This is a genomic window from Rhodococcus sp. 15-2388-1-1a, from assembly GCF_002259145.1.
GTDB lineage: Bacteria > Actinomycetota > Actinomycetes > Mycobacteriales > Mycobacteriaceae > Rhodococcoides.
The window spans coordinates 209,623-232,690 of the sequence record NZ_NPFP01000018.1; the positions used below are offsets into that span (position 1 = coordinate 209,623).

The 23,068-nt window shown below is 63.0% G+C and carries 18 protein-coding genes; 8 read left to right on the forward strand and 10 right to left on the reverse strand.

Annotation, left to right across the window (positions count from 1 at the left end):
- Positions 1 to 9 precede the first annotated feature (9 nt).
- Positions 10 to 2,832, forward strand: coding sequence for a leucine--tRNA ligase (gene leuS / locus CH302_RS12600; protein WP_037195261.1), 2,823 nt, complete (start codon positions 10 to 12; stop codon positions 2,830 to 2,832).
- Between the two features lie 108 nt (positions 2,833 to 2,940).
- Positions 2,941 to 4,188 carry a lipase family protein gene (locus tag CH302_RS12605; RefSeq protein WP_037195703.1) on the forward strand — a complete coding sequence of 416 codons (1,248 nt, stop codon included), beginning with the start codon at positions 2,941 to 2,943 and terminating at the stop codon, positions 4,186 to 4,188.
- Positions 4,189 to 4,216: 28 nt separating this feature from the next.
- Here CH302_RS12605 and CH302_RS12610 read toward each other — a convergent pair whose 3' ends face one another.
- From CH302_RS12610 to CH302_RS12625, 4 genes are all read right to left on the reverse strand, one after another.
- Positions 4,217 to 4,642, reverse strand: coding sequence for a pyridoxamine 5'-phosphate oxidase family protein (locus tag CH302_RS12610; RefSeq protein WP_037195259.1), 426 nt, complete (start codon positions 4,640 to 4,642; stop codon positions 4,217 to 4,219).
- Positions 4,643 to 4,788: 146 nt separating this feature from the next.
- Positions 4,789 to 6,213: a phenylacetate--CoA ligase family protein gene (locus tag CH302_RS12615; RefSeq protein WP_052048071.1), complete on the reverse strand. Its 1,425-nt coding sequence runs from the start codon at positions 6,211 to 6,213 to the stop codon at positions 4,789 to 4,791.
- Positions 6,214 to 6,341: 128 nt separating this feature from the next.
- A complete protein-coding gene (locus tag CH302_RS12620) occupies positions 6,342 to 8,216 on the reverse strand; it encodes a hypothetical protein (protein WP_176460696.1) in 1,875 nt (624 codons plus the stop codon).
- A 46-nt stretch (positions 8,217 to 8,262) separates the two neighbouring features.
- Positions 8,263 to 9,450 (reverse strand): TetR family transcriptional regulator, encoded by a 1,188-nt coding sequence (locus tag CH302_RS12625; RefSeq protein ID WP_141216637.1) that lies wholly within the window; start codon positions 9,448 to 9,450, stop codon positions 8,263 to 8,265.
- Between the two features lie 283 nt (positions 9,451 to 9,733).
- Between CH302_RS12625 and CH302_RS30865 the strand changes: the two genes are divergently transcribed.
- Together CH302_RS30865 and CH302_RS12635 are read left to right on the forward strand one after the other, a co-directional pair.
- Positions 9,734 to 10,108, forward strand: coding sequence for a LuxR C-terminal-related transcriptional regulator (locus tag CH302_RS30865; RefSeq protein WP_141216638.1), 375 nt, complete (start codon positions 9,734 to 9,736; stop codon positions 10,106 to 10,108).
- 229 nt (positions 10,109 to 10,337) lie between these two features.
- Complete coding sequence (locus CH302_RS12635; RefSeq protein WP_141216639.1) at positions 10,338 to 12,773, forward strand: AAA family ATPase; 2,436 nt, start codon at positions 10,338 to 10,340, stop codon at positions 12,771 to 12,773.
- 506 nt (positions 12,774 to 13,279) lie between these two features.
- On the opposite strand, the gene CH302_RS12640 is transcribed toward CH302_RS12635, so the two are convergent.
- Together CH302_RS12640 and CH302_RS12645 are read right to left on the reverse strand one after the other, a co-directional pair.
- Positions 13,280 to 13,951, reverse strand: a complete 672-nt coding sequence (locus CH302_RS12640) for an SDR family oxidoreductase (RefSeq protein WP_037195253.1) — start codon at positions 13,949 to 13,951, stop codon at positions 13,280 to 13,282.
- Positions 13,952 to 13,973: 22 nt separating this feature from the next.
- The gene (locus tag CH302_RS12645; protein WP_037195695.1) at positions 13,974 to 14,489 is read right to left on the reverse strand and encodes a DinB family protein; all 516 of its coding nucleotides are present in this window, start codon (positions 14,487 to 14,489) and stop codon (positions 13,974 to 13,976) included.
- Positions 14,490 to 14,597: 108 nt separating this feature from the next.
- On the opposite strand from CH302_RS12645, the gene ggh reads away from it, so the two are divergent.
- Positions 14,598 to 15,935, forward strand: coding sequence for a glucosylglycerate hydrolase (ggh, locus tag CH302_RS12650; protein WP_037195251.1), 1,338 nt, complete (start codon positions 14,598 to 14,600; stop codon positions 15,933 to 15,935).
- A 9-nt stretch (positions 15,936 to 15,944) separates the two neighbouring features.
- On the opposite strand, the gene CH302_RS12655 is transcribed toward ggh, so the two are convergent.
- The gene (locus CH302_RS12655) at positions 15,945 to 16,631 is read right to left on the reverse strand and encodes a thioesterase domain-containing protein (RefSeq protein WP_037195692.1); all 687 of its coding nucleotides are present in this window, start codon (positions 16,629 to 16,631) and stop codon (positions 15,945 to 15,947) included.
- Between the two features lie 195 nt (positions 16,632 to 16,826).
- Between CH302_RS12655 and CH302_RS12660 the strand changes: the two genes are divergently transcribed.
- Positions 16,827 to 17,537: a glycoside hydrolase family 25 protein gene (locus CH302_RS12660; RefSeq protein ID WP_052048069.1), complete on the forward strand. Its 711-nt coding sequence runs from the start codon at positions 16,827 to 16,829 to the stop codon at positions 17,535 to 17,537.
- 56 nt (positions 17,538 to 17,593) lie between these two features.
- Here CH302_RS12660 and CH302_RS12665 read toward each other — a convergent pair whose 3' ends face one another.
- Positions 17,594 to 18,352, reverse strand: coding sequence for an SDR family NAD(P)-dependent oxidoreductase (locus tag CH302_RS12665; protein ID WP_052048101.1), 759 nt, complete (start codon positions 18,350 to 18,352; stop codon positions 17,594 to 17,596).
- Between the two features lie 87 nt (positions 18,353 to 18,439).
- Between CH302_RS12665 and CH302_RS12670 the strand changes: the two genes are divergently transcribed.
- Complete coding sequence (locus tag CH302_RS12670; protein ID WP_037195249.1) at positions 18,440 to 19,036, forward strand: TetR family transcriptional regulator; 597 nt, start codon at positions 18,440 to 18,442, stop codon at positions 19,034 to 19,036.
- Positions 19,037 to 19,045: 9 nt separating this feature from the next.
- Positions 19,046 to 19,663 (forward strand): hypothetical protein, encoded by a 618-nt coding sequence (locus tag CH302_RS12675; protein WP_052048068.1) that lies wholly within the window; start codon positions 19,046 to 19,048, stop codon positions 19,661 to 19,663.
- A gap of 90 nt (positions 19,664 to 19,753) precedes the next feature.
- On the opposite strand, the gene CH302_RS12680 is transcribed toward CH302_RS12675, so the two are convergent.
- Positions 19,754 to 21,811 (reverse strand): PhoX family protein, encoded by a 2,058-nt coding sequence (locus CH302_RS12680; RefSeq protein WP_037195247.1) that lies wholly within the window; start codon positions 21,809 to 21,811, stop codon positions 19,754 to 19,756.
- Between the two features lie 72 nt (positions 21,812 to 21,883).
- Entirely contained in the window at positions 21,884 to 22,948 is a 1,065-nt protein-coding gene (locus CH302_RS12685; protein ID WP_094649961.1) for a beta-mannosidase, read from the reverse strand.
- Positions 22,949 to 23,068: the final 120 nt, after the last annotated feature.

Consider the following 23,068-nt stretch of genomic DNA (forward strand, 5'->3'; position numbering starts at 1 on the left):
CTGGTAGGTGTGACCGATTCCGTTGAAGCACCCACCGAGTCCGCCCCCGAGTACCGCTACACAGCCGAACTCGCCGGGCACATCGAGGAGCAGTGGCAGGACCTGTGGGAGACGCAGGGCACTTTCGACGCTCCCAACCCGGTCGGAACCCTCGCCGGAGACGTCCCGAAGGACAAGCTGTTCGTCCAGGACATGTTCCCGTACCCCTCGGGCAGCGGCCTACATGTCGGCCACCCTCTCGGTTACATCGCCACCGACGTGTTCGCGCGGTATCACCGCATGCAGGGTCGCAACGTGCTCCACGCGCTGGGCTACGACGCGTTCGGTCTGCCGGCCGAGCAGTACGCCGTGCAGACGGGCACGCACCCGCGCAGCACCACCGAGGACAACATCACCAACATGCGACGCCAGTTGCGTCGGCTGGGCCTCGGACACGATCGCCGACGGTCCCTGGCGACGACGGACGTCGACTTCTACCACTGGACACAGTGGATCTTCCTGCAGATCTTCAACTCGTGGTTCGACGCGGACCTCGGCAAAGCGCGGCCCATCTCGGAACTCGAGGCGGCGTTCGCCTCGGGTGAGCGCACGTTGGACGACGGCCGCTCCTGGGACTCGCTGACCGTCGGCGAGCGTCGTGAGGTGATCGACGGCTTCCGTCTGGTGTACGAGTCCAACTCGATGGTCAACTGGTGCCCCGGTCTGGGTACGGTGCTCGCCAACGAGGAGGTCACCGCCGACGGACGCAGTGATCGCGGCAACTTCCCGGTGTTCCGAAAGAACCTGCGGCAGTGGATGATGCGCATCACCGCGTACTCCGACCGCCTGGTCGACGACCTCGAATACCTGGATTGGCCCGAGAAGGTCAAGACCATGCAGCGCAACTGGATCGGGCGATCCCGTGGTGCACAGGTCTCGTTCTCGAACATCGAGGTGTTCACCACCCGCCCGGACACGCTGTTCGGTGCGACCTACGTGGTGCTCGCCCCCGAGCACGAACTGGTCGACGGGTTGGTTGCTCCCGAGTGGCCTTCCGACGTGTCCGAGAAGTGGACGGGCGGAGCCGCCACTCCCGCGGAAGCCGTTGCGGCATATCGCGCGTCGATCGCCGCCAAGTCGGATCTGGAGCGGCAGGAGAACAAGGAGAAGACCGGCGTCTTCATCGGTGCCTACGTGAGCAACCCGGTCAACGGTGAGCAGGTGCCGGTGTTCATCGCCGACTACGTGCTCACGGGCTACGGCACCGGTGCGATCATGGCTGTACCCGGGCACGACGCACGCGACTGGGAGTTCGCCACGGCGTTCGGTCTGCCTGTGTGCGAGGTCATTTCGGGCGGAGACGTCACCGAGGCGGCATACGTCGGCGACGGCGCGTTGGTGAACTCCGACTTCCTCGACGGCCTGCCCGTGGACGAGGCCAAGGCTGCCGTCATCGCGCGGTTGGAGGCCGACGGCACCGGCCGCGGCACCATTCAGTACAAGCTGCGCGACTGGCTGTTCGCTCGCCAGCGCTACTGGGGTGAGCCCTTCCCGATCGTCTGGGACTCCGAGGGCAACCCGCACGGCCTGCCGGATTCCGCTCTGCCGGTTGAACTTCCGGAGGTCGAGAACTACGCACCGGTCTCGTTCGATCCCGACGACGCCGGCTCCGAGCCGTCCCCGCCACTGGCGAAGGCCAGCGAGTGGGTCAACGTCGAACTCGATCTGGGCGACGGGTTGCAGACATACACCCGCGACACCAACGTCATGCCGCAGTGGGCCGGTAGTTCCTGGTACCAGCTGCGCTACATCGACCCCACCAACTCCGAGGCCTTCGCCGACCCCGAGAACGAAAAGTACTGGGTCGGACCGCGTCCGGAGATCCACGGACCGAACGATCCCGGCGGAGTCGATCTCTACGTCGGTGGCGTCGAGCATGCGGTGCTGCACCTGTTGTACTCGCGCTTCTGGCACAAGGTGCTCTTCGATCTGGGCCACGTCAGCTCGAGCGAGCCGTACCGTCGCCTGTACAACCAGGGCTACATCCAGGCCTACGCCTACACCGATGCCCGCGGCGTCTACGTACCCGCGGCTGAGGTCGTCGAACGCGACGGTGGCTACTTCCATCAGGACCAGCCCGTCAACCGTGAATACGGCAAAATGGGTAAGTCCCTGAAGAACTCGGTCTCCCCCGACGAGATCTTCGCCGAGTACGGTGCCGACACCCTGCGCTTCTACGAGATGTCGATGGGGCCGCTGGACACCTCCCGGCCGTGGGCGACCAAGGACGTCGTCGGCGCGCAGCGGTTCCTGCAGCGCGTCTGGCGACTGGTGCTCGACGAGGTGACCGGCGAGGTCCGCGTCACCGACGACAAGCCGACCGAGGACACGCTGCGGGTGTTGAACCGCGTGATCGACGGTGTGCACGCGGATTATGCTGCACTGCGCGACAATACGGCCGGTGCCAAGCTCATCGAGCTGACCAACCACATCACCAAGGCGTACCCCGACGGTGCGCCTCGCGGAGTGGTGGAGCCGCTGATCCTGATGCTCGCTCCGCTGGCCCCGCACCTGTCCGAGGAACTGTGGAGCAAGCTCGGTCACGAGAAGTCGTTGGCGCACGGGCCCTTCCCGCGGGTGGAGAAGAAGTGGCTGGTCGCCGATACCGTCGACTACCCCATCCAGGTCAACGGCAAGGTCCGCAGCCGCATCACCGTCCCCGCCGATGCGACGAAGGACGACGTCGAGAAGACGGCTCTGGCCGACGAGAAAATCGTGGCCCTGCTCGACGGCAAGGCCCCGACCAAGATCATCGTGATCCCGGGTCGAATGGTGAACATCGTCCTGAAGTGACCCTCCGCCGAACTCGAAGTTGTGGATGAAAATCTGGCGATTTCCGTCCATAACTTCGAGGTCGGGGCTTTAATTTGTTCCATGTCACAGGTCGGTAGAGGATTCGCGATGAGGTTGGTGGCCTCCGTCGTCCTGGTTCTCGGGTCCCTCACGCTCGTGAGTGTCCCTGTTGCACAGGCAGATCCGGGGCCCGGCTCACCGATTCCGGCCGACGATCCGTTCTACGATTGGGACGGCGGCCTGGACGTCTCTCCGGGAACGGTGCTTCGGTCGAGGCCCATGACGTTCCGTACCCCCACCCAGCCGACCCCGATCACGGGTAGCCAGGTGCTGTACAGAACTACCGACCAGCAGGGTGACGGCGTCGTCACGGTCGCCACCGTGCTGCGACCCTTGGTCCCCGGGCCGACGCGGATCGTCTCGTACCACATGGCGTACGACGCCCTCGGCTCTCAATGCAACCCGTCCTACACGCTCAGTGGCGGGTCCACGAGTCCCATTGCCGGCGCGGAACAGGCGGTCATTGCCGGCTACCTCGCAGCGGGCTACACCGTCGTCGTGCCGGATTACGAGGGTGAGGAGCTCGAGTGGACGATCGGGCGGCAGTCGGGTTACGCAGCGCTGGACGGCATTCGTGCGGCTCAGTCCCTCCTACAGCTTCCGTCGAGCACACCCGTCGGGATGGTTGGGTACTCCGGAGGCTCCGTGCCGACGCAGTGGGGTGCCGAGATTGCCCCCGAGTACGCACCCGAGCTGAACTTCGTCGGAGCGGCTGCCGGCGGACTGCCCGTCGACCTGGCTCACAACCTGCCGTACGTCAGCGGTAACAAGGAGTGGGCGGGGGTCATCCCGGCACTGATCGTCGCCTACGAACGCGCCTACGGTCTCGACCTGGACGATTTCATCTCCGATTACGGCCGCCAGGTGATCGATCAGGTCGATCAGGAGTGCATCGCCCAGTTCGCCGACGACTACCCGACACTCACCGACGCCTCGATGGTCAAGGCTCCGTACACCTCCATGCTCGACGTGCCCGAGGTGGTGGCGGCGATCGACGACAACATCATGGGTAGCCAGGGCACTCCGCGGACGCCGATGTTCCTGGCTGTCGGGCACGCCGATCCGATCGGCGATTCCGTCATGATCACCGCGGATGTACAGGGACTGGCGTACGAATACTGCGGCCGGGGCGTCGATGTGCAGTATGCGCAGTACGACGGTTTGACGCACAGCGAAGCCTTCCCGGCATTCGAGGCTCAGAGTCTGCAGTTCTTGACCCAGCGGTTTGAGGGTGGGCCGACGTACAGCAACTGCGCGACCATCCCGCCCGGCAACGCCCTGACACCGACTTCTTGATACGGGAAGACGGTACTGGTGCGTTCTCTCAGATCGCGCCCAGATCGGCCGACAGCCAATGCTCCGGCTGCAGGTGGAACACCACGTTCTCTTCGTGCTCGCTGTCGGCCATCTCGAGGTAGCCGTCGACCTTCTCCGGCGGTAGGTAGCGTGCAGCCATGGCGCGTAGTAGCTCCGGCGTACTCGGCTCTTCCCGCGCAACCGGTCCCTCGACGGACACGTATCTGATGGTCGGATTCGACTGCTCGATCATGAGCGTGAATCGCCCTGCGGCTCTGATCAATTCGGCTTTCTTCGACGTCTTCCCGGTGAGGACCCAGGCCTGGCCGCCAGGTGTGTAGTCGTACCAGATGGGGACGGTCAACGGACCACGATCCGGGCCCGCGGCCACGGACAGCGCGGCGACGTGAGACTCGGCCAGAAACTCTTCGCGTTCTGCCTTCGACAGTGCCATGACCTAACCGTAGGACTTTCGCAGACCGAGTTCCAGACCTGCGACCATGACCGAGCGTCGCGTGAGGACTCCGGGTGGACGGGTCCTCGGGCAGGTGAGGTGCCCGCACCCGTCGGCAGGACGGGTGCGGGGGGCTGAGCAGGTGCCTAGTCGATCGACTTCTGCTTACCTCCGGTGACGAAGCCGGCGGAGCGGAACGGCCGCAGGCGTACGACGGGTTCTGCGTCGTGACCCTTCTGGTCGTGCACGATGCGGTATTCCGCGCTCAATTGTCGAAGGCTGGCGATGGACAGCTGCCGGAGTTGTTCGGCAGTATCGGGATCGGATTCCAGTGTGGGCCGAAGCTCGGCGTCGAGCGTCAATGTCTGACGCTGTTCGCTGTCGGTCTCGCAGCGAGCGATGAACCGTCCCGTCAATCGTGTTGCCAGAGAGATGTGTTCGACGGCCGGCCGCAAGTAGTCCGGATAGATGTTGACGGCACTGTAGATGGCGGCGACGTCGGTACGTCCGAAAACCAACAGATAGTGCGCATTCGGGTCGATACCGTCCGCCAGAGCAGGATGGCCGGCGTCGGCCAGTCGTTCGCGGACGGCGCTGCCGACGAGGGTTTCACCCCTGTCGTTCACCCGGTACCGCACCAGCGGTAGTACGCCGCCGACCGTGAAGAGTAGGTACCCGTCGGAATCGACTTCGATGTAGGTGAACTCGGGTCGATACTGCACGAATGCGGGTTGCTGCACGACATCTCCTTCGGCGTACTCGGTACCGAACATCGCGCGGTTCAAGACCGAATCCTCAACTGACGCTGAGCGTATGGCGATTGTGGCTGCCGTTTCGTAGCCGACGAATCCGACGTCGGTTGCGCCGTACACCACGCGCACTCGGTCTCCGTCGGGGTCGCCGAGCATGCCGTGGACGAGGGATCGCCATGCTTCGCTGACGGGTTCACCGCCGACGATGATCACGACGTCGTGCCGTCGAAGCAGTTCGCCGTGGGTGTCGAGGAGGTCTCGGGCAATAGGGGGATACGCGAAGATGACGACCTGCTGATATCCATCTGCGGCCTCGGACACCATCTCGGCAATGACGTCGGGATCCATGCCCGGGGTCGCTATCGAGAGCCGGTGACCACGCTTCCGGAGTTCGAGCAACATGGCGTACATGAAGGCACCTCCAATGTACGGACCGAGTGGGAACGTCACGAGGGCGAGAGTCGTGCGCTGTTCCGTGTCGGCACATTCCCGCAGTACGTGCCCGAACATCGCTGCTCCGTGATCGGTGCTCCGCTGGCCACGTGACCAGAAGGTCGGGGTGCCCGAAGAGCCGGCGCTGCTTGCGATGGTCTCGACTTCCTCGGGTCCGCCGGCCTGCAGATCGGAGAGGATGTTGGTTCGTCGGTAGTTGTCCTTCGAGGTGGTCGGCAACCGAGCGAGGTCGGTCATCGTGGCGATCGCGTCGATCTCGATTCCGTGCTCGGCCAGGAGACGGCGATACGCGGGCACGGAGAGCGCGATGGACTGGACGAGCCGGAGAGCCGTGTGTGTTGGGTCGTGCCGATCTGCCGGGTTCATGGCCTGACCTTTCGATCATGTCCACCGCCGGACGGGCGGTGAACGGGAATCACGTTGGGGGACGATGTGATCCGATCGCACGGCGTGCTTGTTCCACTTCTCGAGAAACTCAGAACTGGCGACGAACATCACCGACCTGCGGATCCGCCATGCCTATCCCTGGCATGGCGGGCATCGTCCGCGTCCTGAACCGCGGCCACGTAGGCGTCGTGCAACCGCGTGAGGTCGAAGCGCTCGCCGATGGTGTCTCCGTGAGCATCTATGTCGGCGCAGAGCTTCTCCCCAGGTGCACTCCAACTCGAACCGGCTTTCAACCGATAGAACGCAGATCGGGAAATGCTGAACAAGATGCGGCCGAGATGATCGTCGTCTTTGCTGCCAGCCGCGCGTCGAATCGCACGGTAGGCCTCATCCGTGGCGCGTTCCAGTTCACCCCGCCGGGCCTCCACGCGCTGCAGGGCTTGAACGAGGCGCTCTTGGTACGCGGTGAGTCCGTCTGGCCCCCGCGACTTCGGCGGATGAACCGAGCTGTCGTGGGGCGACAATATTTCGTGAAATGTTCCTGTTCCTGATCCCCTGGGAATGATGTCGAGTCGGTTGCCGAAATCTCGTGCACGCTGGGCGAATTGCCGTGAGTCCAGCAAGGGCAGCGTCGTCAGGTAATGACGCAGCTGGTCATCGGCGACCGCAGCGAACATGTCAGCGGTGAGCTCGAGTAGTGCCGGGTGATGCGCCCACGCGGTCATGGCAATCGAGATGGGATACGGAAGCCCGGTGCGGATGAGGGTCTGACAGCTCGCGCGGACGGCGGGTCTGGCCAGCCGATCTGCTCCCAGGATGATCAAGGTTTGTTCGACCACGGCACCGACGAACAAATCGTCGGGCGTCTGTGCAACACGAGCTGTCAATCTCGGCAGTTCGTCTTCGGCTCCCCTGTTGGCGAGACCCTTGGCGGCGGCGAACTCGAAGAACGTTTGATGGAGAAACCGGGCACGATTGTCGGTTGTCACCAGCACTCCGCGCCGGGTCAGTGCCCGTACATGTCTGCGTAGGACAACGTCGTCGTACGCATGGTCCGCCGATGCGGCGACCTGCGCCGCGCGTCGAACAAGGACGTCGACGGGTGGTTCGGGTGTGCCCAGAGCGAGCATGGCGATCGCCAGAAACCCAGCACTGGCCGAGAGGTCATCGGAGTCCTCAGCCGGTACCTCCGGTCCGGAGCGGTGATCGCTGACGATACGGCGAGACCAGAACAGGTTGTAGAGGCCGGTGACGTCGAGTTCGAGCTGAGGGAAATGTGGTGCCGACAATGAGAAGAGCAGTCTGAGCAGCAAGGGGCTGGTGCACACGTCGTCGACGAGAGCACCGCGGGCCAGGGCGGACTGGATCGCCGACACCGGATTCGTGGACATCACCGAGTCGTCGGCGATGAATTCGACGGTCAGGGCCTCGATTGCGGTCGGGAGTTCGGAGTTCGAGGAGAACGGCCCGAGGGTGATCTTGTGCCCCAGGGTCGCGGGAAGGCTTTGTCCTTCGAGCGGCCTGGTCGTCAGAACTACGGGGACTGCCGTCCGAGCGACCACTGTGACCAGGTCGATGATGTCGTGGCGAGCAGAGCGGCTGTGCAGCATCAGGTCCGCGGTGTCGAGCAACAGTATGGCGCCGGGTCGACCGGTGATGGCGGAGATGATCTCGGCGTTCGAGGCTGTACGTATACCGTCGTCTCCAGGATGGAGCCAGGTGGCAGAGACCAGCAGCGGATGGAGCCCCTGCTCCTGTAGCGCTCGGTGCAGCGACCACAGCAGTGTCGATTTTCCGTGCCCGGCCTCACCGACCACGATCTGCGGCTCGGATCCCAGGACAGTGCGTCGAAGCAACGCGGCCTCGATATCGCGACTCACATACCAGGTGCCGTGGTCCCCGGATCCGACTTCGATGTCGTCGAGCAGGTGCTGCGACAGTCGTGCCAATCGATCCCAGTGCATGGGATCCATTTCGGTCACACTCACCTCGCCACGCCGCAGTAATCGGCGCGGTGGTGCGGCACCCTTATGGGGTCCTTGTTGCGATGCCGGGCATGAGCAGTCGGAGTACGCCGTCGGCAACGTCGACTGCCGTTTCGGTCGGCCGCGTCAAGCATCGAAACAGGACGTTGTTGGTCAGCATGATTGCCGCCTCGATCGTCGGTGCTTCATCGCTGAACACGCCCGCTTCGCGTCCCCGTTCCAGGATCGGGATCACCGCAGATGGCAGGTAGAGGTTTTCCAGAACTGTGGTGACGGTGTTGGGTTGCTGAAACTGCTCGAAGCTCAAGGCGAGCAGCATCCCGGAACTCATGGCTCGGTTGTCGATCACGAACTCGCCTACTTCGATCAGAGTGCGGCGCAATGCGATAGCGGGTTCGACGCCGAGACGCTCATCGGCTCGACGCAATCGCAGAACTCGATCGAATTTCGGTTTCAGCGCGGCCACGATGATGTCGACTTTGCTCGGGAACAGCCGTCGAAGGTCGTCGGCTCGGAGGCGTGCGGCCGCCGCGATATCGGCGAGAGTTACGAGAAAGTATCCGTTGTCGACGAACAGAGCTTCCGTTGCGGCGATCACGTCGGCCTCGAGGTCTGGCCGTAGAGCGTCGGAGTCGTCGGAAGGGTATGCCGGTTCAGGGTCGAGTGCCTGCCGATCGGAATGCAGTGGATCGATTGCCCACCGCAGGATCGAGGTGGTCGTTGCGGCAATGTCGTCCCCGGAGAAGGAACCGGGAGTAAGCATCTCTCGTAGTGCGAGTCCGTCGAGCAGAGCTCCGAGGACAGTGGAGAGGGAGGTCAGTGACATCGGTTGGCGGACGGACCCGCCCTGAGCTTGGATAGCCTGACCCACCTTGGTGCGCAGGTCGGCGTCCAGTCGCTCGAACTCGGGGGTGACGGCTTTGCGTGCCCCGTCGTGGTCGGTAGCGAGCAAGGTGGCGACCAGGCGCCGCCGCATCAGGCCGGAGGTCAGGTCTTCGAATAGGGCGGACACGGGTGCGGCCGCGTCTCGTAGCCCGGCAGGCGGGTCGGTCGGTGCAGTTCCGCTGTAATTCACGGTGAGGTTGTCGAGCAGATCCGCAACGAACGCTTCTTTGCCGCCGGAACCTCCGCTGCGGGAGTTCCCTGGGTAGGTGTTGTGGAACGTCTGGTGCGACAGCCCAGCACCGTCGACTACCGCCGAGATGGACAGCGACCGGGCGAGATCGGTCATGTCCACTTCGTTCAGGAGCCGGTATCCGGCGTGGAGAAATTGTTCACGCGGGACAGGCCTAGGGTTCAACGTCAACCGCCTTCACTGGACTTCAGAGCACCTGAGTGGATTACGAACTATAGCAATCCGGTGACCGTGCCCGCACTGTTTAGTTATGACTACATCTCGGTGTAGACCGAACACTCGAATCGATGTTCTTCTCGAATTGGTTTGTGTTGCAGGGGGTTCAGAGCCGTGGTCCGATACACATCGGCCTCAAGGCCGGTATCTCGAGGAGGACCAGATGGTGTTGATCGATCATCGACCCCAAGTCCAGACGCGCGTCGCAGTGCCCGGGACAGTGCGTAAACCCCTCGGCCCGAGGCCGCCCGTCACCCGTTCCACTCTTGCCTCGGGGCGAGATCATGGCCAACGGCCAGCGCCGACGTACACGTCACCCGGACTGACGGAGCGTGAAGTTGTAGTCCTGAAGGTCTGGTTGAACTGCGACACCAAAGTCGAAGTCGGTGCTCGCCTCCACATCGCCCTGGGAACCGTCAACACACACCTGACCCGAATCCGGGACAAATACTCCCGCGTCGGTCGGGCTGCGCCGACGAAGGCGACACTGGTCGCCCGGGCTCTGCAAGACGGCATAGTGAAACTCGACGATCTCTGAGTGGTGGAGATCAGCGGGTGGTCGTAGGCGAACCCGAGACGGGGACGATGCGCTCGCGACAGTTACCGCACCGCCGAGATGAGTTGACGCGTAATAGCTCCGCGAGCAATTCCAAGACCTCGCCACTGCGTCTCGCCTCCGAATTCACAGTCAACGGCTAGCCTGGCAAGCAGCCCTGCTGGGCGCCAGCACGGTTCATAGACGGGCACTCAGAGGAGATTTAAACGCCATGAAGCTCGATCGTATCGACGTGAGATTCTTCCGATCCTTCAACTATGACTTCGAACTGAAAACACGTGAGGGTAGCGAGCCTGCGGACTGGGAAACTAAGGACCCTTGGTATCCGTTCGTGCGCGTGCCCGTCGAACGCGATATCACCGCCATCGTAGGAGCCAATGAAGCGGGAAAGAGTCAACTGCTCACTGCGCTCAGAGCAGCCCTAACCGGAAAACCAATTTCGAGAGAGGATTTTTGCCGATATAGCGATGAGTATTCGGTTCAGACTGGAAAAATTCGGTTGCCGGAGTTCGGCGCATCATTTTCTCTGGAAGAAACTGATCAGGTTCCAGGTGTACCCGCGTTACGTGACGTACGGGCATTCACATTGTATCGACCAGGCGACGGCGAACCATACCTTGTGATCAATGATGAAAAAGTTCGATTGACTTCGCAAAACCTGGCAAAGCTCGAAGCATTCATGCCCGAGATTTACGAGCTTAAGACCGGCGTGGCGATACCGGACAGCGTATCTATCGCTGAGCTCACCGGCGAGAGCCGCATACGACTGCATGACCGACGGCAGAGATCGAATCTGTTCGCTCAAATACTGGGCATAAAAGAACCCACGGTAGACAACGTCGGTCAAGCCGTACTCCCTTCGCTAGCATCTCCAATCGATGAAGCATCGCTTGCAGCAGAACGCCAACGTAAGGACGAGTTCGAGTTGGCTCGGACTCTTCTCGTAGACGCAGCCCGGATCGACCCTCAAGCATTCACGGAACTAAGGCAAGCCCTCGCATCAGGAAAAGAAGGTCAGGTCGAGGCCGTCGTCGGCAGCATGAATGCCGCGATACGCGATAACTTGAATGTCCAGCGCTGGTGGACGCAGGACCGGAAGTTCGAACTGGTTCTGGAAGCGCGTGAACATGAACTGGCTTTTACCATCCAAGATAGGACAGGCTCGACATACTCTTTCGCCGAACGAAGTCAAGGACTGCGGTACTTTTTGAGTTATTTTGTCCAGTTATCAGCACACAAGCAAGGTCTGACGAAGCCGGATATATTGTTGCTCGACGAGCCGGATGCGTTCCTTTCTAGCGTAGGGCAACAGGATCTACTCCGTGTGCTTTACGACTACGCCCTGCCTGAGAACGGGTCTGCCGGGGGTCAAGTAGTTTACGTTACCCACTCCCCATTTCTAATCGACAAGAACAATCCTCAACGCATAAGAGTCCTGGACAAAGGTGCTGAAGATGAAGGTACGCGCGTCGTTCGCGACGCTGCGAACAATCGGTATGAGCCCCTCCGCTCGTCACTCGGAACATACGTCGCGGAGACTGCTTTTATCGGTGGGCAAAATCTATTTGTAGAGGGCCTGGCCGACCAGGTATTAATTGCCGGATTGTCAGCTCATCTTTCCCGATTCTCCGCCTTCAGGCAATCGGCACTGAATCTCAATGATGTCACTATAGTTGCTGCGGGCGGAGCGGACGGCATACCTTATATGGCATATCTTGCCCGAGGCCGCGACACTATTAAACCCCCGTGTGTAGCTTTACTTGATGGCGACCAGTCGGGACGTGATGCAGAAAGAGTGCTGAAGCGAGGCGAGGCAAGGCGTAAGCGTGTGCTGCAAGACAAATATATCATTAGACTTGACCTATGGTTTAGCGCCAGCGGCTTAGACGCAGAGGGAGGTGTGGTAGTCGAAGAGATCGAAGACCTGTTGCCAGTATCAATAGTTCACCGAGCGGCCCTCAATCATTTAGCCCGATTCAAAGACCTCGCAGAGGTAGATATCGATCTTTTTTCGGAGCAAGCGTTGTCGACCGCAGTGGCCGAAAAAAAATCGATCTGGGGCGCCTTAGAGGCAACCTACAGCACAGCGTTCGAAGGTGAACATATAGAAAAGGTGGGATTGGCTCGCGAGATAGTCTTGCTTCTTGACGTCAAACCTGACGTAGCGGGAGCGGACAAACTGCGCACTCGGTTCGCCGTCCTTCTGGAACACCTTGGTGCGGCTCTGGATACTGCCGAAATAGAAGAAGAGCACAGCCGGAGTGACGATCGCGTCAAGCGCGCGATAAAAAGCTTTGCTCAGAACTACAAAACGGGTATTACAAAACGCCAAGCGCAGAAACTAATCTACGAGCTGCTCGATGCATTTGACAGGAGCGATTGGGTCGAACAAGCGACGTTCCAGCTGTCGAGGATTCGGACTGAACACAACCTGCAGGACTCGAAGTCGCTGACTGTCGAGGATTTCTCGAAGTTCCGTGAGGATATTATTTCGCTAAGCACGCATGAAAAACAGCACTATCAAGACGATGCCGCAAAGGATCCGGCCGAAGAAGTGATAGGCAACCATGCTGCGCAGAACATACCGGTAAAGCCTGACGAGCCTACTTCCGTTCAAGCGTCAAAGCCCGATGTCGTTGACGGCTAGGGGTGTGTTTTCGCGGCGCGCTCCTTCTTTTGGTGCGGATGTTCGCCGCGTCGACTAAGTATGCGGCGACGGTGATCGGATGCGCCGGTAGCGTGAATTGACCATTCGTCTCGAGCCAATGGGTGAAGCTCCTCGACGCGGACCGCGTACGTGTTACGGGCTCCTTCGGGGCGAGGGACTGCACGGCGGCGGCGATCCGCTTTGCGACGGACGGCGTGCGGTATCTCCGGCTCGACAGCCACGACCCGGTACGGTCCGGGATGCCCAAGATAGTGGTTGCCGTAGGCATTCGGCCTGGTCGAAAGACCAATGCTGGGCAGCCTAGTGCAGGCCATCGGCATGTCCGGAGGGCAAATTGTGTTGAACGTGCGTTTCGCCACAGACGCTGCCGAAAATGCAAGCTACATAGCCCATGCCCTCGCAAGTCCGTCAAACTAGGCGATGACCGGACCTACGCCAAACCGTTTGTTGTGAGCGGAAATTCGACTCCTGCTACGAATTTCCGCTCACCTGGTGCGCAGCACCACTTCCGTGGGATGAGCGTCGGCAGGCGTATCGATCGCATTGCGTACCGCTTGGGCAACGGTGCTGGGCTGCAGGAACTTCGAGCCGTCGTACTCCCCACCCTCGTGCGCGACGATCTCCTGCTGCATCTCGGTGTCGATGCGTCCCGGATGCAGTGAGGTCACGCGCAACGACGGCTCTTCCTGCCGCAGTGCATCCCCGAAGGCGCGTAGTGCGAACTTGCTCGCCGCGTAACCGCCCCAACCGGGGTTCGCGCGAATGCCGGCACCCGAATTGATCAGCACCACATGACCGTTCGCCTTTCGCAGCGCCGGCAGCAGCAGCCGGGTCAGCTCGACGACGGCGATGACGTTCACCTCGTACTGGCGACGCCAATCCTCCGCCGTCGACTCCTCGACCGTCCCCAGCGCCGCCACTCCGGCGTTGTGCACCAACACGTCCAGAGAATCGATGCCCGACGCGGCCGCCGCCAACGCGTCGGGATCGGTCAGCTCCACCGGCCACGGGGTGGATCCGGCCAGTTCCGACGCGATCGGCTCGAGAGACTCGGCCGATCGTCCGCCGAGCAGGACGTGGTGATCCGGGGCGAGCAGTCGGGCGATGTGGGCCCCGAGGCCACGGCTTGCTCCGGTCACCAACGCAGTACGAGTCATACAGCCACAGTAACCAGACGGTCTAGAAGCTCATCCCCGCCGCGGCCGCCCAGGTCTGTGTGGTGTTCGCGCCGTCGAGCTCTTCGCGAATGATGTCTGCGTGTCCCGCGTGTTGGGAGATCTCGCGCAGGATGTGCAGCACTGTGAATCGCGCACTCTGCCAAATGCGTTCGGGTGCCCAGGGTGCCGTCGGCACCGGGACCGACAGGTCGAGGTCCAACGTCTCCAGCGCAGCCGAGGTGGAGCGTGCCACCTCTTCCCATTCGGCGATCAACCCCGCGACCGTTTCGTTCTCGGCCATGACGTATTCGCCACCGGCGGATTCCATGTCGAACTCGGCCGTGTCGTCGAGTTCGGCGATCACCTTCATCCAGTGCCGTTCGTTGCTGATCACGTGATGCAGCAGTCCGCCGAGGGTGAGCTCGCTAACGGTCGTTCGGGTGTGCGCCTGTTCTTCGCTGATGCCGCGGACCGTGATGAGGAAGTTCGCGCGCTGTTCGGCGAGCATTTTCTCGATGTCGGTGTTCTCGGTGGCCATTGTTTCCTCCTGGGTGGGCTGGTGAAAACCACTGTAGAAGTGATCGCGGACAGGTTCGGTCCGCAATCGAAACGAGCGGAATCGCGCGCGCGGACGCAAACTGTCTGCATGGGCGATCGAGGTTTCACTTCCACGCAGTTGGCGGCGCGCGCGGCATATCTGCTCAGGGGCAACGACCTGGGCACCATGACCAGCGCGGCCCCGAGGCTGTATCCGCACATGTGGAGTTGGGACGCGGCGTTCGTTTCCGTCGGGCTCGCACCGCTGAGTGTCGAGCGCGCCGTGGTGGAAATGGACACGCTGCTCTCGGCGCAGTGGAAGAACGGGATGATCCCGCACATCGTCTTCGCCAACGGTGTCGACGGATACTTTCCCGGTCCGGCGCGGTGGGCCACCGGCACGCTCGCCCCGCACGCGCCGATGAACCCGCAGACCTCGGGCATCACCCAGCCACCGGTGCACGCGATTGCCGTGCAGCGCATCCTCGATCATTCCAAGCGCCACGGACGCACGACGCGTGCCGTCGCCGAGGAGTTTCTCGATCGACGCTGGGGTGATCTGGTGCGGTGGCATCGCTGGCTAGCCCAGGCCCGCGACGTCGACGACAACGGAAGAGTCGCCGTCTTCCACGGCTGGGAGTCGGGGATGGACAATTCGCCACGGTGGGATTCGGCCTACGCGAATGTGGTTCCCGGAGAGATGGATCCGTACTTCCGGGAGGACAAGGCGGTCATCTCCGATGCCTCCCAGCGGCCCAGCAATCTCGAGTACGACCGCTACATCTGGCTCGTCGAGGAGATGAAGCAGGTCGGGTACGACGACGACGCATTGAAGACGAAGATGAGCTTTGCTGTAGAAGATGTGTTCGTCAGCGCCATCTTCGCGGTGGCCTGCGATGTGCTCGCGACCATCGGCGAGGACCATTCGCGTCCCCACTCCGATGTTCGGGAGCTGCGGTCGTGGGCGGTGAAGTTCCGGAAGGGAGTCATCGCGACGACGGACGCGCGCTCCGGTGGGGCCCGTGACTTCGATCTGCGGACGGGTCAGTGGATCGGCACCGAGACCATCGCGATGTTCGCTCCGTTGCTGTGCGGCGGACTGCCGCGCGAGCAGGAGCGCAACCTACTGCGGATCTTCGAGGGCACACGATTCTGTGGACATCCGGATCTGCGGTACGCGGTTCCGCCGTCGACGTCGCCGGTGTCGAAGGATTTTCGTGCCCGTGAGTATTGGCGCGGGCCGGTATGGCCGGTGATGACGTGGCTGTTCTCGTGGGCGTTTGCGCGTCGCGGGTGGTCGGAGCGGTCACTGTCGCTGCGCGACGAAGGCTTGCGCCAGGCCAGCGACGGCAGCTTCGCCGAGTACTACGAGCCGTTCACGGGCAAGCCGCTCGGCAGCATGCAGCAATCCTGGACGGCCGCGGCCGTGCTGGACTGGCTGGGGTAGCGAGCAGGGTCAGTCGAGGTAGCTCTCGACGAGAGGGCCGACGACGTCGAACGAGGTGGCGTCGGGCACGAGGTACTTGGCGACGGTGCCGCAGACGAAGGGATGCCATGCGGAACCGGAGTCGGTGCCAAGGGACGAGACGGCCAGGATGTCGCCGAAGTAGATGCCGGGTAGGTGGCGCTGGACGAGTTCGTCGTTGTGCGACGCGACGGCGAGCAGTTCCTCGACATGGCTGCGATCGATCTCGTCGCCCATGGCTCCGAGGAGATCTGCGCCCTCGGCGCGGGCCAGCACAGGGTCGCTGTCCAGCAGCGTCAGTGCGCCGACGCTGATGCCCCGGTTCTGCAGTTCGACGGCGATGGCGTGGGCGAGAACTCCACCGAACGACATACCCAGAAGGTGGACGGCACCGTCGGTCTGGATGCGAGCGATGTCGTCGGCGTACTGCGCGGCCAGTGCTGCGAAGGATTCGGCGCGCTCACCGGACGCGGGTACCTGGACGCCGTAGATGGGGCGGTCGTCGTCGACGTGAGCTGCCAGACCCACGTAGCAGTCGACCAGACCCACCAGGGGATGGATGCAGAACACAGGGTCGAGGTGTCCGGTGCTTCGGATCGGCGCGATGGTCGGCACCGCGTAGTCGGACGGGTCGAGTTCCGTGAGAGCCAGATGCGAGAGATCGTTCACGACAGTCATGGGTGCGCCTCCGAGCCAAGAGATGTAGTTCGTGTTTCCATTGGGTTTGTTCGTGCCGACTCTGGGTATGTCGCTGTCGGCAGCGTGAGTGTTACCCACGTCTCATTAGTGACGACTCAACCACGTCTGTGAACAGAGTGCATTAGTGACTGTTCACCATTGAGTGCCCAGGTCCGGGCCCCTAATCTCACCCGAGTGGTCTTCTCCCGCACGTTGCGTGCCCTGTTCGGATTGTTCTCGGTCGGTGTCATCGCCTGTGCTGCGCCTGGGATAGCGTCCGCCGTTCCGCAGGGACCGGACGTCTCGTCGTGGCAACACATCGACGGCACCTCTATCGATTGGGACGCCGTCAAGGCTGCAGGCCACGGATTCGCGATGGTCAAGGCCACCGAAGGGCTGGATTACGTCAACCCGTATTTCGTCGAGGATTCCGTCGTCATGCGTACGGCGAACGTGGCGCGCGGGGCGTACCACTACGCCGATGTGACGCTCTCGCCAGAGTTGCAGGGCGCGTACTACTCGGCACTGGTGCTGGGCATCAACGGCCCTGGCGATCTGCCGCCCGTGCTCGACCTCGAAGATGCGAAGGGCCGGTCGCCCGCCGAGGTGATCGACTGGACGCACCGGTACCTCGATACCGTCCAGACGCTGACCGGCCGTCAGCCGATCATCTACACCTATCCGAACTTCTGGCGGACGGCGATGGCCGACACCCACGAGTTCAACAACTATCCGCTGTGGATCGCCGACTACGACGACGAGCTGGGGCCGCTCCCCGGCGGCTGGACCGAGTGGCTGTTCTGGCAGTTCACCGATCGCGGCACGATTCCCGGAATCGACGGGCGTACCGACATCAACCACTACGCGGGCACGCCGGAGTCGCTGCGGGCACTGGCTCGCTGGTGACGTCGCTCGACTGCTATGTGGATACGACCTGACTGTGGCTCGGAGCGCACTCACCTCTACCAGGGCACGCGCGTACCGTCCCACGACCACAGGGCTCCCGTGGGGCCGTCGTCGGCCAGGAGGGCGAGACGGACCACTCCCGTGGCCGCCTCGGCCGGGTCTCCGCCCGCCGACATGCCCGCGACCAGGTTGGTATGGCGCAGACCGGGCGCCAGGGCGTTGACCTTGACCCTCTCGCCCAGGGTCTGAGCGGTCAGCAGCGTGACGGCGTTGACGGCTGTCTTCGAGCTTCGGTAGGCCACGCCGCCGCCCTTCACTCGTTCCCAGTCGAACTGTGGGTTCGGGCCGCTGTTCCAGGTCAGTGATCCGGTTCCGCTGGACACGTTGACGATGCGCGGGTGCGGGGACCTGCGCAGCGCAGGGAGGAATCCCTGCGTGACGGAGATGAGACCGAAGACGTTGGTCTCGTACGCGGTGCGCAACTGCTCCAGCGTGGTGCCGACTATGTCGTCGTTACCTGGGTTCACCCCGGCGTTGTTCACGAGTATGTCCAGTTCGCCGACCTGCTGGGCGGCTGCGGCGACCGAAGACGGGTCCGTGACATCGAGCTGCACGACGCGCGCGGCCGAGCCCAGTTCCGCGGCGGCGCGTTGCCCCCTGTCGAGATCCCGCGCTCCGATCCATACGTCCAGACCGATGGCGAGCAGCTGTCGCGCCGTCTCGAGACCGATGCCACTGTTCCCTCCCGTCACCAGGGCCACCGAGCCCGGCTCGGGCGATCGGATTTCTGCGGGAAGACATTCGATAGTTTTCATGACCATTCTCCAACTCCAACGATGTGGTTGGAATGCTACCTTTCGAGCGCGTGGAAACTCCAACTCAGAAGTTGGTAATCTCGGCGGATGGCCTGGGACACGGACGGGACACGGCGTCGACTTCGTGATGCCGCGCTGGTGGAATTTGCAGCTCACGGGCTCGAGGGCACGACCGTCGCTTCCATCGCAACTCGATCAGGCGTCAACAAGGAGAGGCTCTACAGCTACTTCGGGGACAAGAAGACTCTCTGGGACCTCGTCCTGGCAACCGAGTTGGAGCGCCTTGCGACCGGCGTCGAACTCACGGGGGTCGACTTGGACGACATCGGCGAATTCGCCGGCGCGACCTACGACTATCACGCATCTCATCCTGAACTGGGCCGCCTGCTTCAGTGGGAGGGTCTACAGCCGGGCCCGCCGGCTCACGCGGAGGTGCGCACAGCGCACTACCGCGAGAAAGTGGCGCGTTTCGCCGACGCCCAGCGACACGGCCTCATCGATTCGGAGATCGATCCCGCGCACTTGGTGTTCACGCTGATCGCGCTGGCCGCCTGGTGGCAGACCGTCCCGCAGCTCGCCGAAATGATCACCGGTGCCGGACCTCACGACCAACAGGCACGGGCAGCACGTCGCCACTTCGTCGTCGAGGCAGCGAGACGAATCGCCGCACAACCCGGGTCGTGAGGGGAATGCGTGCCCGGTGGGCACTCGACCGATTCCAGCGCACCATCGACGGAGGTATGTGAATGGAACCGCAGTCGTTCGTACTCGCAACGCCCGACGTACTACGCGAACGTCGAGATTCGTTCGACGTCTATCGGGCACCATGGCGACCGCGAGATCAACGCAGCTGCCGACGAGATCGCCGTCGGACTCGACCAGGTTCGACAACTTCCCGGAGTGGATCCCAATCGAGTTGCGCTGTGGTTCTTTTCCGGGAGCGGGCTGCTCGCTGCCGACTGGTTGAAGCACTCTCCGGCGTGGTTGACCTGTCTCGCATTGACATACCCGGTGCTGCAGACCCTCCCTGAATGGGGGGTCGAGCCGCGATTCGATTCCACTCTCGCCGTATCGGATTCGGGAGCACCGCCGATTCTGCTCACACGTGTGGGCCGCGATCGTCCCGAATTCATCTCGGGGGTGAACGCTTTTGTCGCGGCGGCCCACGCTGCGAACCTGGAGATCATCGACGTACCCGACGGACAGCATGGATTCGACATGCTCGATCACACCGACGAATCGCGTGATGCCGTTACCCGTGCGATGGCTTGGGTCGTCGCACGGCTGACGGCAGATTCAGCTGCCACCTGAGCGCCCGCGAGGACGCCTGACACAACCGAAGCGCCCGCAGTCGACTGTCTTCGACCACGGGCGCGTTCGGTTCGAGCGAAACAGCAACGGCTACGCCGACTTCCACACTGCGACGACGGAGGGCCGCGGCTGGGTGTCGCCGCCGTCGGGCCAATGCGAGATCGGTGCGTCGGCGGTGGCGTCGTCGCTCTCGCCCGGGTGCTGCACGCACACCACGACCCGCTCGTCGGAGACGATGGGACCGCAGGTCTCACCGCCGGCGGGAACCGTCAGGAACTGGCGGGTCTCACCTCGGCGTGGGCCGTCGAGCACTACGGCGAACAGGCCGTCGTTGGAGTCGAGAGCATTGCCGTCGGTGGAGACCCACAGGTTGCCCTTGGCGTCGAACGCCAGGTTGTCGGGGCACGAGATGGGGCTGACCTGGCTCTTGTCGAAGCCGCCGAAGTAGGTGTCGGCCTCGTTCGGGTCACCGCAGACCAGCAGCAGGTTCCAGGTGAAGGACGTGCCCGCGTGGTCGTCGTCGAGCTCGAGCACCTGACCGTTCTTGTTGGTGTTGCGGGGGTTGGCCTCGTCGGCGGCCGCCTTGCCCTCGGTGCCGCGGTTGGAGTTGTTCGTCAGCGCGACGTAGACCTTGCCGGTCACCGGGTTGGGCTCGAAGTCCTCGGGGCGGTCCATCTTGGTTGCGCCCACCTTGTCGCCTGCCTGACGGGTGAACACTGCGACCTCCTCGGCCGACATGCCGTCGACGAGGGACGTGCCGCGGCCGTTCTCGCCGGTCTCGAGCAGCGGGATCCATGTTCCGGTGCCGCGGAATTCGCCGTTGGACGGAAGGGCACCGGATCCGTCGATCTCGTCGGGAGTATCGCCGGTGAGGGTGGCGACGTACAGCGTGCCCGCATCGAGCAACGTCAGGTTGTTGCGCATCGCGGCCGCGCCGGTGCCGGGCATCATCTTTCGGCTGGAGACGAACTTGTACATGTAGTCGAAGCGTTCGTCGTCGCCGCTGTAGGCGACGACGGTGCCGTCGTCGGTGACGTGGATCGTCGCAGCTTCGTGCTTGAAGCGGCCGAGCGCGGTGTGCTTGATCGGGGCCGACTGCGGGTCCCACGGATTGACCTCGACGATGTATCCGAAGCGGTTGACCTCGTTGGGCTCCTGCGCCAGATCGAAGCGCTTGTCGAAGCGCTCCCACTTACGGTCGCTCGCGGCACCTTCGACCCCGTAGCGCGAGAGACGCTGCGCCACAACTGGATCGGTGACCGACTCGGCGTTGCCGAAGTACTGGTTGAAGTTCTCCTCGCCGGAGAGCACCGTTCCCCACGGTGTCAGGCCACCCGAGCAGTTGTTGAAGGTGCCGAGCACCTTGGTGCCGGTGGGGTCGACGCTCGTCTTGAGGAAATCGCTGCCGGCGGCGGGGCCGGTGACGACGAACTCGGTGGTGCCGGTGATGCGGCGGTTGTACTGGCCCATGGCCGGCGTCAGTTTGCCGGTGCCGGATTCCCCCTGCACCTGCACCACCGAAAGTCCGTGTGCGGCAAGGGCGACATCGAACTGCTCGCGGGTGGGGTTCTCCGCGTCGTAGCCCTTGAACATCGCCGGCTCGGTGCTGTATTCGTGGTTGACCACCAGTAGGTGCGCGTTGGGCGTGCCCTCGATCGGCAGCAGGCCGGCGAAGTCGTTGTTGAAGCCGAACTGCTTCTCCTGCGCAGCGGCCGTCTGGTTGTCGAAGTCGAACGCCGGTGCGCCTGCCACGACCGCGTCACCCCAGCGGATGACGACGCCTTGTTCGTAGCCCTCGGGTACCACGACAGCATCCTCGGTGTTCGGTTCCACCGCAACGAAATCCACACCGTCGACGGGCGGGGTGTCGGCACCCGACGTGCTCGAGGTTCCGCTTCCGGTGGTGGCGGGCTCGTCGGTCGAGCATGCCGCGAGAGCACTGCCCGCGCCCACGGCGAGCACTGCCATCGCTCCACCCTTGATGACGCCACGCCGCGACATCGCGGTCTTGACGATGTCGCCGAAGTACTCGCCCTTCGACGTATTGGGAATCTCGTGGAAGCACGCATCACCGCACTTGTACTTGCACGTCAATGATGAGCGCTTGGAGCTTCCGTCGTGAACCGCGAACAAGGGTAGTGGCTTCATGTCACGGCACGCTGTCACCCAAAAGCGAAAGTAAAGGAACGTTCAGGTGAAGTCGCGGACAACGAGGATGCCCTAAGGTCCGATCGTCTGCCACAGCGGATCGCCGGGGCCGATGTCGTAGGTGCACTCGCCCGGCCGCGGGTCGGGTACGAACGCCCACAGCAGTGCTCCCGCTGTGCCCGCGGCACGTTGGCCGTCGATCTTGGTGTCGATACTCGTTGCGCGAGAACCGAGATCGCCACAGGAACCGGCGAGTTGACCGATCTCCCCGACCAGGAGGGGTTTGCCCACCGCAGCGCTCTGGGTGATCCGCCGCTGCAACCCGTTCCACTGATCTCCTGGCAAGGGCACCCCGTCGGCTCCGTAGTCGTGGTACTGCAACACGTCGACGAACGGCGACCGGGCGAGGTACTCGTACTCGTCACCCTGGCTACCGCACTGTCCACCGCCGGTGAGACCGGCGGTGATCAGGGTGCGGGGATCGACAGTGCGGAGTTGTTGCCCTGCGGTATCGAAGAAGGAGCGCAGAACCTGGGCGGCGTCGGCGGTGCAGGTTCGGGTGGTCCAGGAGCACGCCGCGTCGGTGCACGAGCTGGTTTCCGGCTCACCGACCAATTCCCAGGCTGCCAGTGCGGGCGAATCCTTCCACCGGTTCACAGCAGTGAGCATCCACTGCTCGAAACTCGTCACCGCATTCGTGTCGGGGACGGCAGGGGGCGTCGTCCATCCGTCGACGTACCACTGTCTGCCCTTGAAGGCGTTTCCTTCACAGGCCCCGTCCTGTGGCGAGAGAACCGGGACGACCAGTTGCCCGTGCGCCTCGGCCGCCGCGAAGACCGCGTCCATCGGGCGAAAGTCGAGTGCGCCGGTGAATCGGTTGATCGCCAGTGCCTGGAATGCGTTGAACCGCGTGAGGGAATGTGGAGGCAGTGCACCGAAATAGCCGTCCAGGTCGACCATCGCTCCGCAGCCTGCGTTCACGGACCAGTCGGTCGCAAGCTGATAGGCATTGAATCCCGTTGGCCACCACGGCGCACCGTCGAGTGCCAAACCGTCGGTACTCGCGGTGACGCGAGCACCGGACTCGGGGGCCGCGCCCGCGTCGGGCACGCCGAAGATCGAGGTGACCGACAGCATCAGGGCTGTGCCGAGTGCGCACCGTAGCAATTTCGAACCGATCCGCATCGGCGTAATGCTAGACGCCGACTGCCCGATATTGGAACTCGTGAATTCGACGGTTGTTCCGGAAATACTGCC

What these genes read in the sequence shown, in the direction of transcription:
- CH302_RS12625 (WP_141216637.1), bottom strand. Translation starts at nt 9,450, where the DNA reads ATGACCGATCTCGCCCGGTCGCTGTCCATCTCGGCGGTAGTCGACGGT.
- ggh (WP_037195251.1), top strand. Translation starts at nt 14,598, where the DNA reads ATGGGCGATCGAGGTTTCACTTCCACGCAGTTGGCGGCGCGCGCGGCA.
- CH302_RS12605 (WP_037195703.1), top strand. Translation starts at nt 2,941, where the DNA reads ATGAGGTTGGTGGCCTCCGTCGTCCTGGTTCTCGGGTCCCTCACGCTC.
- CH302_RS12615 (WP_052048071.1), bottom strand. Translation starts at nt 6,213, where the DNA reads ATGAACCCGGCAGATCGGCACGACCCAACACACACGGCTCTCCGGCTC.
- CH302_RS12685 (WP_094649961.1), bottom strand. Translation starts at nt 22,948, where the DNA reads ATGCTGTCGGTCACCTCGATCTTCGGCGTGCCCGACGCGGGCGCGGCC.
- CH302_RS30865 (WP_141216638.1), top strand. Translation starts at nt 9,734, where the DNA reads ATGGTGTTGATCGATCATCGACCCCAAGTCCAGACGCGCGTCGCAGTG.
- CH302_RS12655 (WP_037195692.1), bottom strand. Translation starts at nt 16,631, where the DNA reads ATGACTGTCGTGAACGATCTCTCGCATCTGGCTCTCACGGAACTCGAC.
- CH302_RS12610 (WP_037195259.1), bottom strand. Translation starts at nt 4,642, where the DNA reads ATGGCACTGTCGAAGGCAGAACGCGAAGAGTTTCTGGCCGAGTCTCAC.
- CH302_RS12635 (WP_141216639.1), top strand. Translation starts at nt 10,338, where the DNA reads ATGAAGCTCGATCGTATCGACGTGAGATTCTTCCGATCCTTCAACTAT.
- CH302_RS12645 (WP_037195695.1), bottom strand. Translation starts at nt 14,489, where the DNA reads ATGGCCACCGAGAACACCGACATCGAGAAAATGCTCGCCGAACAGCGC.
- CH302_RS12670 (WP_037195249.1), top strand. Translation starts at nt 18,440, where the DNA reads ATGGCCTGGGACACGGACGGGACACGGCGTCGACTTCGTGATGCCGCG.
- CH302_RS12680 (WP_037195247.1), bottom strand. Translation starts at nt 21,811, where the DNA reads ATGAAGCCACTACCCTTGTTCGCGGTTCACGACGGAAGCTCCAAGCGC.
- CH302_RS12665 (WP_052048101.1), bottom strand. Translation starts at nt 18,352, where the DNA reads ATGAAAACTATCGAATGTCTTCCCGCAGAAATCCGATCGCCCGAGCCG.
- CH302_RS12640 (WP_037195253.1), bottom strand. Translation starts at nt 13,951, where the DNA reads ATGACTCGTACTGCGTTGGTGACCGGAGCAAGCCGTGGCCTCGGGGCC.